Here is a 13,543-nt window from a genome sequence, read left to right on the forward strand (position 1 = left end):
TGCAAAGTAAAATGGAGGGTTTTCTTGCCGCCAAGGATCTGATGGCGCAGGGGATCAAGATCTGATCAAGAGACAGGGCTCGAGCAGACCGGACTCAATGCAGAGCAGGCCTCGGCTCTGGCCCATGTCAGACAGGCGGGCAATGAACTGCTCGGACTGCTCAACGATGTGCTCGACTTCAGCCGCAACGAGACGCGTCAGTTGCGCCTCTCCGTACAGCCCACGGATCTGGTGGAGCTGTGCGAGCACGTGGCGGCGGTGCACTGGTCCAAGGCGCGATCCCGCCATCTGCAACTGCGCCTGGCGCTCGACCCGGCGCTGCCCGCCTTGATGGAACTCGATCCCCACCGGGTGCAACAGGTGCTGCACAACCTGCTCTCCAACGCCATCAAGTTCAGCGAGCGGGGAGAGGTGGTGCTCTGGGCCCGGCGACAAGGGGAGTGGATTGTGTGCGGGGTAGACGACGAGGGGCCCGGGATCAGTGCCGAGCTGTTGCCCCGGTTGTTCCTGCCCTTCGAACAAGGGGAGGAGCCTGGCCAGCCCAGAGCCCAGGGAACCGGGCTTGGGCTAGCCATCTGCCGCCAGTTGGTGGAGCAGATGGGGGGCGAGATCCGGGTCGAGCCTCTGGCTCGCGGGGGTAGCCGTTTCCTCTGCTCGTTGCCCCTCAGGCATGCGCAGGAGAAGGCGCCCTGGCAACCGCGCGTCAAGACGGTCTCCCTGCAACTGTTGCCCGAGGAGCTCGAATATATGCGGGCCTGGCTCGCAGAGTTTGGCGTGGCCGAGGATCCGGCGGCACCTTGCCTTGGGGCCATGCAGGACGATGGGGGCTTGCGCGCCTGGTACTGGCAGGGGGAACCCTGGATCCCGGGCTCCGTGGTCAGCCTGCTGCAGCCTAGACTCGTCCGTGGCGCCGAGGAGATCACGGACCTGCCGGGGGCAGGCAGGCGGGTGCTGCTGGTGGAAGATCACGAGGTGAACAGAATGCTGATCAGCATGCAGCTGGGTCAGCTGGGGGCCCGGGTAATGAGCGCGGCCAATGGCCGTCTGGCACTGGAGATCCTGCAATCGGAGTCGGTGGATCTGGTGCTGACGGATCTGCAGATGCCGGTGATGGACGGCGCCGAGCTCTGCAGGCAATTGCACGCCGATGAACGCTGGCAGCATCTACCCGTCTACGTGATCACCGCGGATCTTAGCGAGCCGGCGGCGCAGCGACTGGCGGAATGCGGCTGTTAGGGCCATCTGGACAAACCCGTCTTGCTCAGGGATCTGGCCGTATTGCTTCGTACCGTCTTTGGCCCCCATGAAGGGGGGAAGGCACCGCAGCCAACGGCAGCCCTTTCCCTGCCCGTCTCCCTCAGCCCGGCCCTCATTGACATCTATCTGGCATCGGTTCACCAGGATCTGGCCGACATTGAGCGGTGTGTCACACAAGGGGACGAGAAGGCCCTCAATACGGCTTTACACAAGATGAAGGGGGCCGCCAAAATGGTGGGGGCTACCCCCCTGGTAGAGGTGATCGACCGTTGGCAGGAGGCCCCCGGACATCCCCTTGCAGCCGCCTTGAGGCAGAGCGTGGAAGAGGTCTGCCGACAACTGGGCGAGAGAGCATGACATGATCATCACAGATGAAGAGTTTATGGCCTTGCTGGAGTCTGATGACAGCCAGGAGCCAACGTTTTACCCGGTCAGCGTCTATGCCCTGGACGCTGTCTCCCATCAGGCGGTCAAGGGGGCGGGCCTGCCGGCCTATGCCAATCTGCACCGCACCCGACCCGATGCCGGCTGGCAATGGGAAGGGCTGTTTGCCGCCGGGGCCATCGCCCTGTTTGATCCTGCCTCTCATCAGGGGGCCGACTATCTGCCTCATCTGCTGGCTCCCGGGGCGGGGATCTATCGCCTCAGCGATCCCTGGCTCGAGGGGTTGCAGGCACGGGAGCAGGGGTGGCGTGCCTGGCTCGCCCAGTGCCAGATCCTGCTGCTCGAAGATCACCCCTTCCAGGGAGCCTGTATTCAGCAGGAGATCCAGGGACTGGGGTTGCCCTGCCACTGGGTTCAGGATGGCGAAGGGTGCCTCAAGGCGCTGGAAGAGGGGGGCGTGAGATTGCTTATCTGTGATCTCAGCCTGGCGGAGCAGGATGCCATCAGCCTGCTGATGAGCCATCCCCAGTATCGCCACAGCGGTCTGCCCATCATCCTGCTCTCCGCTCATGATCAGACCCTGATAGACGGCGCCCGGCGTCTCCTGCACGATGCGGGTTTCAACGTGCTGGCCGCCCTGGCCAAGCCGCTGCAAAGCGACGATCTGCTGCGTCTGCTCAAGATGCTCTATCTTGGCCCCCAGCGTCAGCGCAGGCTGGGCGGGCTCAAGCGCACCGTGCGTAGCTGGCAGGGAGAGGCGAGAGGACAGCTTGGGCTGCTGGCAGATGCGGCCTCCTGCACGCTGCCGATCTGGCTGAGCCTGAGCGGCCTTTCCCCTCACTGGGAGCCGCTCAAGCTCTGGCTCGAGCAGCATGGGCGAGAAGCAAGCGAGCTGACCCTGGTCATCCACCGACGGGATCACCTGCTGAGCCAGGCAGACCGTTTCGCCCTGGTGCTGCAGGCGAGCCTCGCGGGGGCCAGACTCGCGCTGCTGCTCGATCATGCCCAGCACCTGCCGTTTGATCTCATCGAGCGTCTGCCGTTGCAATCCCTGCTGCTCGGGCAACACCTGCTGCCCGAGCTGGAGGCGATGGCTGCCGACTCCTTGCTGGCCCGCTTCATCCAGCGCTCCCGGGAGCTTGGCATCGCGCTCTACCTCGACGACCCCTTCAACCTGCAGGATGCCACCCAGTGGCAGGATCGCGGCGTGGCAGGGCGCTGGTGAATGGCTCGCTATCTTTGCTGGCCGCTCGATGAGCCGCGCTTGTGGCAGGGAATGTCGGGTTGGACGGCTCCCGCCTCACGGGCCGCCCTGCCGATGACGATGGTGGTGGGGGGGTTGACTTGCCGCTTGCAGGAGCTGGCGGGCAGCGACCCGAAGCGAATAAGCGCGGCTTATGACGCCCTGAGCGAGCAGAGCGTCTATTTGCGCTTCATGCGGGCCAAGCAGCCTGCGACGGCCGAGCAGCTCGCCTTCTTTCTCGACTACCCCAGAGAACCCCAGATAGGATTGCTGCTGACCGACGAGCAGGGGGCGCCGCTTGCCATGGCCCAGTCCGTTCGCCGGCGCCTGCACCCGGACAGGGCCGAGTTCTCCTGCATCGTCGCGGATCATTTTCAGCATCGCGGCGCCGGGCGTCGCATCCTGCTGGCGCTTGCGCGGCTGGCATACGGGGAGGGGATCCGGGAGTGGACGGCGGAAGTGCTCGGCCAGAATCGCCCCATGCTGGCTCTGCTCAAGGGGCTCGGGTTGCCACTTACCCTGGTGACAGGACAGGAGATGGTCTTTGCCAGGCTGGATCTCGCGCCCATGGCGAGCTTTGTGTTCCCATCGGCCTAAGACCAAGGGCGAATGGGCCGCTTCTTGCTCCTGTGCTAAGGTCAGCTTGTTACCCGTTGGAGGAGAACAACCATGGTGCAGTCAGCCAAACATATCGTGATCCTCACCGGTGCCGGCATCTCGGCCGAATCCGGTATCAAGACCTTCCGGGCCTGTGATGGCCTGTGGGAAGAGCACAGGGTGGAGGACGTGGCCACCCCTGAAGGCTATGCGCGGGATCCCGAACTGGTGCAACGTTTCTACAATGCGCGGCGCCATCAGTTGCAGCGCGCCGAGATCCACCCCAATCCGGCCCACTATGCATTGGCCCGGCTGGAGCGCCTGCTGCCGGGGCGCGTCACCCTGGTCACCCAGAACATCGACAACCTGCACGAGAGTGCCGGCAGCAAGAACCTCATCCACATGCACGGCGAGTTGCTCAAGGCCCGCTGCCCAGGCTCGGGTCAGGTGATCGAGTGGCGCGGGGATCTCCATCAGGAAGAGCTGTGTTCCTGCTGCCAGTTTCCCCACCCGCTGCGCCCCCATGTGGTCTGGTTCGGGGAGATGCCCCTCGGGCTTGACCGCATCTACTCGGCCCTGGCCCAGTGCGATCTCTTCATCTCCATCGGGACCTCCGGGGCGGTCTACCCTGCCGCCGGATTCGTCCATGAGGCCGGCCTGAACGGTGCCCATACGGTGGAGCTCAATCTGGAGCCGAGCGAAGTGGGCAGCCAGTTTGATGAAAAACGTTATGGTCCGGCTTCCTTGCTGGTGCCCGCTTTTGTGGATGAACTCCTGCAAAGTTGCGGTGTGCATCAGCCTCTCACCGTCGAGGGACATAACTGGATGGAGATGCGCGGCCCATAATTATTGATTTTTCACACAGTTGCATTGACCCACTGAAATCGCCACACTGACACCTAACTTCAAGATGCAGCTGGCACAACATGTCATGAACTTTCCAACGCGCGGGATGGCCTCGCTCCTGCTGGTGCTTTTCTCGTTCGGTACCCAGGCTTCCTCCTCTTCGCTATTGCAACTGATCCTGCCGGACAAGCGGGAAATCACCCTGGATGAGGCGGCGTAGGCCGCCTTGCCACAAGTGGAGTTCGAGACGGCGACGCCCTGGACCCTCGGCACCCACCGCTATCGTGGCCCGACCCTGAAGAGCGTGCTGGCGGCGCAGCAGGTGGATAGTGCCAGCGCCATCGATGTCGCCGCACTCAATGGCTACCAGCAGCGGGTCGATCTCTCCCTGTTTGCCAAGGTGCCGCTGACCCTGGTGCGTTACCAGGATGACAAACCGCTCACCCGTCGCAATAAAGGGCCGCTCTGGCTGCTGGTCCCCCTCTCGGCCCATCCCGACATGGATGTGTCCGCCATCCACAACAACATGGTCTGGCAGGTGATCCGCATCGAGGTTGTCCCGTGACGCGACGACAGCGAGATAACCTGCTGCTTGCAGCCATTTCCCTGCTGTTTCTCTTCTCGTCCCTCTCGGGGCTGCTGCTGCAGAGTCGGCACGAGCAGCTCGTTGACATGTTCTACCGCAACACCCACTGGAACATCAGCCAGGTAATGCAGGAGTCCCAGCGATTTCTCTATGATGTGCGCCTCTACCGTGCCGGGGCGCTCGACATGGCGGCCCTGAGCCTGGATTACGACCTGCTGTGGAACCGGCTGGATGTGTTCCTGATCAGTACCGAGACCGCCGATGCGCGGGCGAGGCATGGGTTGGGGGAGGTGCTTGAACGGCTCTTTGACGAACTCAAGGGGCTGGATCCCCAGATGCAGTCCGGGGAGCTGAAGAGGGGGAAAGCCCTCGATCTTGCCCTCGTCCGGCTGACCGGCTTGACCCATCAGGTGGAGCAGATTGGGGATCAGATCCTCTCCGGCCAGGAGCGGGAAGCCTCCCTCAACCAGTTGCGCCAGAGCCTGTTCTGGATCCAGATCTGGCAGTTGATCCTGCTGGTGATGGGCTGTGTGCTGGTCTTTGCCCTCATTCGGACCAATCTGCAGAATCGTCGCCTCTCCCTGCTCGATCCCATGACCCGGCTTGGCAACCGTCGGGCCTTGCAGGGGCAGCTCAGGCAATCCCTGCTGCAAGATCGGGTCCAGGCGCTGGCGGTGCTGGATCTGAAGCGGTTCAAGCAGGTCAATGATCTGCTCGGATACCAGGTTGGTGATCGCCTGCTGCAGGCGGTCGCGGCCCGGTTGCGTCAGGCATGCCCCGGCCGTGCGTACCGGTTGGGGGGCGATGAGTTCGCCGTGGTGCTGGACGACGAAGAGGGAGATCTCGATGCCCGCATGGCCGCCATGGTGAGCCTGTTGCAGTTTGAGTTCGTGACCCGGGAAAGCAGCTTTGATCTGGCGTGTCGCTTCGGAGTGGCCAGGTGCGAGGGTGGCGAGGATGCCGATGAGCTATTGGAGCAGGCCATATTGGCATTGAACGAGGCCAAGCGTGAGGGGAACACCCTGGTGTGGTATCAGAGTGCGATGAAGGCTGACCTCCACATGGCCCAGCGGCAGCTGCACCAACTGCGGGAATGGCTGGCGGGGGCCGCCCCTTCACCCCTGGAGACCCTCTGCGAGCCGATGAGAGACGAGCAGGGCGTGCCGGTGACGGCGGTCAGCCTGCGCTGGCGGGTGAGCCAGCAGCCCTGTGATGTGGGCTGGATGCAGGAGCGTGGTGTCCTTGGGCCCGTGATGGCACGATGGCTGACAGAAGAGCCATGCAATGGCACCTTGCTGGTAAGGCTTCATCAGCCTGCCCAGCTGGCCCCTCTGCTGGCGAGCCTGCCCCCCTTGCCACAGGGGAGGCTGATTCTGGCATTGCCTGCGCTGATACCGGATGCCACCCTGCTTGAGAAGATGCGCGAGTGTGGCTGCATGCTGGCGCTGAGCGAGCTTGGCAGCAGCGCCCCCGAACTGCTGCAGGCGGGCTGGCCAATTCGCTACTGGCTGCCAGCCCCCTCCGGGTGCGAGGCGCTGCTCCAGCCGTTGGCAACGGCGCTGGGGCTGCTGCGCCTGGCTCCCCGGGGAGAGGCGCAGCAAGAGGATGATCTCAAGCTAAGTTGAGTGGTGGCTTATGCAGTCTCGGGGCCGATGCCAAGGAGACAATACACAGAAGGGCGGCTCATTGCCGCCCTTCTGCTGCTTGCTGGCACTTAAACTGGTTTGCTGTCCGGTGAGGAAAAGGGAGCGCAGGAGTGTCTGATCACCAGGTCCGGATCCACGGTGATCATGCGGTTTGCGATGGGCTCGCCGTTGATGCGCGCCAGCAGCCGGGTGACGGCGAGGCGGCCCAGCTCCTCTTTCGGTTGATTGACCGTGGTGAGCGGGGGGGACATGAACTGGGCCAGCGCCACGTTGTCATAGCCGACGATGGAGAGATCGCGGGGGATCACCAGCCCCACCTGATGGGCGGCACTGATGACCCCCATGGCCATCATGTCGTTGCAGACAAACAGCGCGGTGGGACGCTCTGGCAGTGCCAGCAGGCGGGTCATGGCGGCGGCACCGCTGGCGCAGTCAAAGTCTCCCTCCTGGATCCAGCCCGGATTGACGGTGAGCCCGGCCTCCTGCATTGCCTGCTCGAAACCCGCCTGGCGCTGGTTGGCCGGGGCGCGGCTGTGGGGCCCCGTGATGCAACCGATGGCAGTGTGACCCAGCCCCAGCAGGTGGCGGGTTGCCAGGTAGCCGCCGCGATGGGAGTTGTCGGCGATGAGATCCACCTCGCCGTTCTCCATGCCCCAGTCCATCACCACGACTGGCAGGCTCTTGAGCCAGTCGAGCTGGTTGAACACCTCCTGCTGCCCTTCACTGCACATGATGAGCAGGCCGTCGACCCGTTTCCTGAGCATCATCTTGAGGTAGGAGAGCGCGGTCTCGGCCTGTCCTTCGGTGTTGCCCAGCATCAGGTTGTAACCCTGCTCGAAGCAGTAGCGCTCCACCCCGCGCACCACCTCGGCGAAGAAGGGGTTGCTGGAGGTGGTAACCAGCATGCCGATGCTGTTGGTCTCCTTTACCTTGAGGCTGCGGGCCACCAGGCTCGGGGCATAGTTGAGATCGCGCATGGCGGCGAAGACCCGCTCCCGGGTCTCTTCGGCCACGAAGCGGGTCTCGTTGATGACGTGGGAGACGGTGGTGGTCGACACCCCCGCCAGCGCGGCCACCTCCTTGATATTGGCCATCAGTGCCCCTGCGCAGTCTGTTCAAGGAGGAAGGCATCGACCTCCTGCTTGCTCGGGATGGAGCTCTGGGCACCAAACCGGGTGACGGAGAGTGCCGCCGCCCCGTGGGCAAAGCGTACGGCTGCGTCAAAGTCGGCGCCGGCGAGCTCGGCCGCCAGGAAGGCGCCGTTGAAGGTATCCCCGGCCGCCGTGGTATCCACTGCCTTGACCCGGAAACCCGGCATGAGCGCCTGTTGCTGCCCCTTGCTGCAATAGACCCCTTGAGACCCCAGGGTGATCATCACCTCACCGATGCCCATCTGGTGGAAGCGGGTGGCAGCCTCACGGGCGCTCGCTTCGTCCGTCACCTTGACGCCGGTCAGCAGCTCGGCCTCGGTCTGGTTGGGGGTGATGAGGTCCACCAGCGCCAGCAGATCCCTTGAGAGCGGGCGCGCGGGGGCGGGGTTGAGCACCACCCGGGTGCCGTGGGCACGAGCCAGACGGGCCGCTTCCTGCACGCTCTCCAGCGGCACTTCCAGTTGCAGCAGCAGGGTGTGGGCGGCGGCGATCATTGCCTCGTGACCTTGCACTACGGCCGGGGTGAGGGCGCCATTGGCTTCGGCGGAGATGCCGATGCTGTTCTCCCCCTCGTCGCTCACATAGATGATGGCGATGCCGGTGGGGAGCCTGGGGTCGAGTTCGACGGCGCTGACATCGATGCCGTCGTTGGCAAACCCGGTTTTCATCTGGTGGCCGATGGCATCATCACCGATGCGGGCGATGAAGGAGACTGGGGCACCGAGGCGGGCGGCGGCCACCGCCTGGTTGGCGCCCTTGCCGCCGGGCACCACCTGATAGCTGTGGCCGGTCAGAGTTTCACCGGGGCGGGGAAAGTGGGGAACGCGCAGCACATGATCCGCATTCACGCTGCCGAGGACTACGAGACGATTCATTCCTATCACCCTTGGTTGAGTACATCCTGGTCTGGGTGGGCCCAGACCAGGCGGCACTGGCGGAAAAAGAGAGGGGAGGCGAACCTCCCCCCAACAACTTACTTGTTGACGATTTGCAGCGGTACCGGGATGGATTTTTCCACCGGTTGACCCTTGAGCACCTTGTCGGCGGTTTCCACGCCGATGGCGCCGATGAGGGCAGGCTGCTGGGCCACGGTGGCGGCCAGTTTACCCTTGGCCACGGCGGCTTTGCCATCGTCGGTGCCGTCAAAGCCCACGATCATCACCTCTTTGCCAGCGGCCTGCACGGCGCGGATGGCACCCAGCGCCATCTCGTCGTTCTGGGCGAACACTGCCTGCACGGTCGGATGGGCGGCCAGCAGGTTCTCCATGACGTTCAGACCCTTGGTGCGGTCAAAGTCGGCGGGTTGGGAGGCCAGCACCTGCAGTTTGTTGGCGGTGACCGCCAGGGCGAAGCCTTCGCCGCGATCACGGGCGGCGGAGGTACCTGCGATCCCTTCCAGCTGGATCACCTTGGCACCGCTGCCCAGCTTCTCGGCGATGAAGTCGCCAGCCAGCTTGCCACCGGCCACGTTGTCGGAGGCGATGTGGGCCTTGACGTCACCCTGGGCTGCGCCGCGGTCCAGGGTCAGCACCGGGATGTTCGCCTTGTTGGCCAGGCGAATGGCGTTGCCCACGGCTTCGGAGTCGGTCGGGTTGATCAGGATGGCGTTGACCTTGCGCACGGCGAGATCTTCCACGTTGGAGAGCTCCTTGGCCGGGTCGTTCTGGGAGTCCAGCACCACCAGCTCGTAGCCAAGCTCCTTGGCCTTGGCTTCGGCCCCCTCCTTCATGGTGACGAAGAAGGGGTTGTTGAGGGTGGAGACCACCATCGCCAGGGTGTGATCCGCGGCCTGGGCGGTGCCCAGCACGGACATGATGGCGGCAGCGAGCAGGGTATTGAGCTTTTTCATCATTTCATTCCTTGTGTGTGGCGTGGCTTGTTAACGGTTGCTTTTGTTATCGATCATCACGGCAAGCAAAATCACGCTGGCCTTGGCGATCATCTGGTAATAGGAGCTGACGTCGAGCAGGTTGAGGGCATTGTTGAGGAAGCCGATGATGAGGGCACCGATCAGGGTACCCATGATACGGCCCTTGCCCCCCATCAGGCTGGTGCCCCCCAGCACCACGGCGGCGATGGCATCCAGCTCGTACCCCATGCCGGCTGTGGGCTGGGCGGAGGAGAGGCGGGATGTGACGATGAGCCCGGCCAGTGCCGACAGCATGCCGCACAGACCATACACCGCGAGCTTGACCCGATCCACATTGATACCAGAGAGGCGGGTGGCCGATTCGTTGCCGCCGAGGGCATAGATGTGGCGGCCCAGGCGAGTGTGGTTGAGCAGGTACCAGGCCAGCAGGAAGACGATGGCCATCAGCCAGATGGGCACCGGCAGACCCAGCAGGTAGCCGGTCCCGAGCCAGGCGAAGTGATCGGCGCCGTCACTGAAGCCGGTGGAAATGGGGCGCCCCTCGGTGTAGACCATGGTGACGCCGCGCAGGGCGGTCATGGTGACCAGGGTGGCGATGAAGGCCTGTACCTTGCCCTTGGCGATGATGAGGCCGCTGATGCTGCCAAGCAGGGCGCCGGCCCCCAGGGTGAGGGGGATCACCAGGCCGATGGGCAGCTCCATGGCCACCATGGTGGCGGCCAGGGCGCCGCACAGGGCCAGTACCGAGCCGACCGACAGATCGATGCCGGCGGTGAGGATGACCAGCGTCATGCCGACCGCCATGATGGCGTTGACCGATGTCTGGCGCAGGATGTTGAGCAGGTTGTCGGCGGTGAAGAAGTTGGGGCTCAGGAAGGAGACCACGCCGATCAGCACCAGCAGCGCGACCAGGGACTTGTTCTCGATCCACCAGGCCTTGCTCATGACGCCGCGGCGGGAAAGGGTTTGGGTTGTCATTGTGCTGCCTCTTGCTCTGCTTGCCACTGTTTACCGACTGCCGCTGCCATCAGCTTCTCCTGATTGGCATCGCGGGTGTTGAATTCTGCGCTGATGCGCCCTTCGTGCATCACCATAATGCGATCACTCATGCCGAGCACTTCCGGCATTTCGGAGGAGACCAGGATGATGCTCATCCCCTCCTTCTTGAACTGGTTGATGAGCTGATAGATCTCCTTCTTGGCGCCGACATCGACGCCGCGGGTCGGCTCATCCAGGATCAGCACCTTGGGCCGGGTCAGCAGCCCCTTGGCGATGGCCACCTTCTGCTGGTTGCCGCCGGAGAGGAGCTTGATCAGCTGATCCTGACTCGGGGTCTTGATGTTGAACAAACGCACATAGTCCCCTACCGCCTGGCGCTCGGCCTTGCCGTCAATCTTACCGCCACGAATGAACTCGCCGAGGGCGCACAGGCTCATGTTTTCGCGCACCGACAGCTCCAGCACCAGGCCGTCGCCCTTGCGATCCTCGGAGATATAGGCGATACCAGCGGCCAGACCATCGGCCGGGCTTCTGGGTACCAGGGCGTGGCCATCCACCGTCACCTGGCCAGCGCTGATGGGGCTGGCACCGTAGATGAGCTTCATCAGCTCGGTGCGGCCGGAGCCCATCAGGCCGCTAAAGCCCAGAATTTCCCCCTGACGCAGGGAGAAGCTCACCCCGCGCACGCCGGGACCAGCCAGATCGTTCACCTGCAGGCTAACCGGGCCAAGCTCGCGCTCAAGACGTGGGTACTGCTCTTCCAGCCGGCGGCCCACCATCATCTCGATGATCCTGTCTTCATCGAGATCGCTCACCGCCTGCTCGCCGATCCACTTGCCATCCCGCAGCACGGTGACCCGATCGCAGATCTCGAAGATCTCTTTCAGGCGGTGGGAGATGTAGACAATGCCGCAGCCCTGCTCGCGCAGTTCACGAATGACGGTGAAGAGCTGCTCGGTCTCGGTGTCGGTCAGCGCATCGGTGGGCTCGTCCATGATGATGACGCTGGCATCGAACGACAGCGCCTTGGCGATCTCTACCATCTGCTGTTCACCGATGGAGAGATCCCCGAGTCGGGTATCCGGGCCGTGCTTGACGCCAAGTCGCGCCAGCAGACCGCTGGCACGCTCACGCAACTGCTTGTGGTCGATGCTGCCAAAACGGGTGCGCGGTTCGCGGCCGAGGAAGATATTGGCGGCAATCGACAATTCCGGCAGCAGGTTCAGCTCCTGGTGGATGATGCTGATCCCCTGATCCTGAGAGTCGCGGGGGCCCTTGAAGTGCACCGGCTGGCCGCGATAGTTGATGTAGCCCGCATCGGCCTGGTAGATGCCGGTCAGCACCTTCATCAGGGTCGACTTGCCAGCGCCATTTTCGCCGAGCAGGGCCATCACCTGGCCCGGATAGACCCGAAGACCCGCTTCGTCGAGGGCGCGTACCCCGGGGAAGGTCTTGACGATCCCGGTCAGCTCCAGAATGGGTGAGAGGGGGGAGGTTGTGCTCATTTGCAGCTTCCTTGAAGAGGCCTTCTTTGAAGAATTCAGAACGCCACACCGGCGCAGAGGATCAGGTTGGCGTAGGGAGTCACCTCGCCGCTGCGCACGATAGCCTTGCTCTGGCAGGAGCGAGCCTTGAACGCTTCGTGCAGGCAGTACTCGATGGTGATGGGCTTGCCCTGGGCGGCTGCGTGGGCCTCCAGCTGATCCACCAGCGCCTGATGGGCGGCGGGACTGATCTGCTTGATCTCGCTTGCCATGATCACCTTCTCCACCACCAGGTCGGTGAGTAGGGCGGTCAGTACGGTTTCAAGGCTGGGGGTGCCCGCCATCAGCGCCAGATCGATGCGCTCGGGGCCTGCCGGAATGGGCAGGCCAGCGTCGCAGACGGTGATCTCGTCGGTGTGGCCCATCTGCGCGACCAGCGCGCTTAAGGGAGCATTGAGCAGCTTGCCTCGTTTCATACAGCACCTCGGCGGCATGGGACCGCATATGAATATTGAGTTGGGCAATCGGTTACGCAACCGGTTGCGTCATTAGGGCGAAAGATAGGTGTTAACCGTTAACGGGTCTAGGCAGTGATGACGAAAATGTGAAAACGATCTCAGTGACAGGGCAATTTCAGAAGAAACGGGTGCCATAAGAGCACCCCGTCTGAGAGGCGTCGCCGGATGTTGCCCGCACAAAAAGGCGTACCCGGCGCGAGGAGATCAGAGGGCGAGCGCCGCCTGCACTGCGGGGCGGGCCAGCATGCGCTGATAGTGATCCGCCACCTTGGGAAACTCGCTGATGGCAACCCCGTCGCTCTCGAGCCAGCCTGCAATCACGAAGAGGTAGATGTCGGCCAGGCTAAAGCGCTCCCCCAGTACCCAGGGGCCGGCCAGATAGTGGCGCTCAATCTGGTCAAAGCCATCGCGCATGTTCTGGGGCATCTTGGCCTGCATGGCAGCCATGGCCTGTTCATCGTCGGCCCAGCGGCCGGGACGGCGTCCATGGGCATGGGCGACATGGACGGTGGAGACGAGGAAACTGTGTACCTCCTGCATCCTGGCCAGGAGGAAGGGGTCATCCAATGGGGCCAGCCCGGCGTTAGGAAAACGCTGGGCCACGTAGAGCAGCAGAGCCGGTGTTTCGGTCAGCACGCCATGCTCCGTCACCAGTGCCGGGACTCGCCCCTTGGGATTGATGGCGAGGTAGTCGGGGCTGCGCTGTTCACCAGCGGCCAGATCCAGGCGCTTGACAAGGTGAGGGGCACCGGCCTCCACCAGAGCGATGCGTACCGCCATGGCACAGGTACCCGGGGCAAGATAGAGCGTCAGTTCGGACATGACCGTTTTCCTTGTGTGAGAGAGAAGAGCCAGTGGACATCTCGTCCGCCAGCGCGCGCCATATTAAATGCGAAAGGGGACTCCCTCCGACGTAGGTGGGAGGGGAATTTCGCCGGGGCGTCAGCCCCGCTGGTTTTGAA

Annotated in this window: 11 protein-coding genes and 2 pseudogenes; 6 read left to right on the forward strand and 7 right to left on the reverse strand. The window is 63.5% G+C overall.

The annotated features are described in order from the left end of the window. Positions 1-78: 78 nt before the first annotated feature. The 6 genes and pseudogenes from OKC30_RS15635 to OKC30_RS15660 all read left to right on the forward strand — a co-directional run. Positions 79-1,614: pseudogene (locus OKC30_RS15635) on the forward strand (ATP-binding protein); the annotation flags it as partial. A 1-nt stretch (position 1,615) separates the two neighbouring features. Then, on the forward strand, positions 1,616-2,866 hold the full coding sequence (locus OKC30_RS15640) for a response regulator (protein WP_160838688.1): 1,251 nt from the start codon (positions 1,616-1,618) through the stop codon (positions 2,864-2,866). After that, complete coding sequence (locus tag OKC30_RS15645) at positions 2,867-3,481, forward strand: GNAT family N-acetyltransferase (protein WP_043155486.1); 615 nt, start codon at positions 2,867-2,869, stop codon at positions 3,479-3,481. A gap of 72 nt (positions 3,482-3,553) precedes the next feature. Then, on the forward strand, positions 3,554-4,327 hold the full coding sequence (gene cobB / locus OKC30_RS15650; protein WP_041215132.1) for a Sir2 family NAD+-dependent deacetylase: 774 nt from the start codon (positions 3,554-3,556) through the stop codon (positions 4,325-4,327). A gap of 85 nt (positions 4,328-4,412) precedes the next feature. Then, a pseudogene (locus tag OKC30_RS15655) lies at positions 4,413-4,892 on the forward strand (hypothetical protein). Beyond that, on the forward strand, positions 4,889-6,538 hold the full coding sequence (locus tag OKC30_RS15660; protein ID WP_160838690.1) for a GGDEF domain-containing protein: 1,650 nt from the start codon (positions 4,889-4,891) through the stop codon (positions 6,536-6,538). The pseudogene OKC30_RS15655 and the gene OKC30_RS15660 overlap by 4 nt, the downstream one beginning before the upstream one ends. Before the next feature lie 89 nt (positions 6,539-6,627). Here OKC30_RS15660 and OKC30_RS15665 read toward each other — a convergent pair whose 3' ends face one another. The 7 genes from OKC30_RS15665 to OKC30_RS15695 form a co-directional block, all read right to left on the reverse strand. Next, a complete protein-coding gene (locus OKC30_RS15665; RefSeq protein WP_160838692.1) occupies positions 6,628-7,653 on the reverse strand; it encodes a substrate-binding domain-containing protein in 1,026 nt (341 codons plus the stop codon). After that, positions 7,653-8,585 (reverse strand): ribokinase, encoded by a 933-nt coding sequence (gene rbsK, locus OKC30_RS15670; RefSeq protein ID WP_124243795.1) that lies wholly within the window; start codon positions 8,583-8,585, stop codon positions 7,653-7,655. The genes OKC30_RS15665 and rbsK overlap by 1 nt, the downstream gene beginning before the upstream one ends. Before the next feature lie 98 nt (positions 8,586-8,683). Continuing rightward, complete coding sequence (gene rbsB / locus OKC30_RS15675; RefSeq protein ID WP_103260147.1) at positions 8,684-9,559, reverse strand: ribose ABC transporter substrate-binding protein RbsB; 876 nt, start codon at positions 9,557-9,559, stop codon at positions 8,684-8,686. A gap of 30 nt (positions 9,560-9,589) precedes the next feature. Then, the gene (rbsC, locus tag OKC30_RS15680) at positions 9,590-10,558 is read right to left on the reverse strand and encodes a ribose ABC transporter permease (protein ID WP_041211438.1); all 969 of its coding nucleotides are present in this window, start codon (positions 10,556-10,558) and stop codon (positions 9,590-9,592) included. Next, complete coding sequence (gene rbsA / locus OKC30_RS15685; protein ID WP_052814800.1) at positions 10,555-12,084, reverse strand: ribose ABC transporter ATP-binding protein RbsA; 1,530 nt, start codon at positions 12,082-12,084, stop codon at positions 10,555-10,557. Before rbsA ends, rbsC begins: the two co-directional genes overlap by 4 nt. A 35-nt stretch (positions 12,085-12,119) precedes the next feature. Beyond that, entirely contained in the window at positions 12,120-12,539 is a 420-nt protein-coding gene (rbsD, locus tag OKC30_RS15690) for a D-ribose pyranase (RefSeq protein ID WP_010674787.1), read from the reverse strand. 246 nt (positions 12,540-12,785) lie between these two features. Next, complete coding sequence (locus OKC30_RS15695) at positions 12,786-13,403, reverse strand: glutathione S-transferase family protein (protein WP_039040777.1); 618 nt, start codon at positions 13,401-13,403, stop codon at positions 12,786-12,788. Positions 13,404-13,543 lie beyond the last annotated feature (140 nt).

Source organism: Aeromonas sp. QDB18 (genome assembly GCF_027705325.1).
Lineage (GTDB): Bacteria > Pseudomonadota > Gammaproteobacteria > Enterobacterales > Aeromonadaceae > Aeromonas > Aeromonas caviae.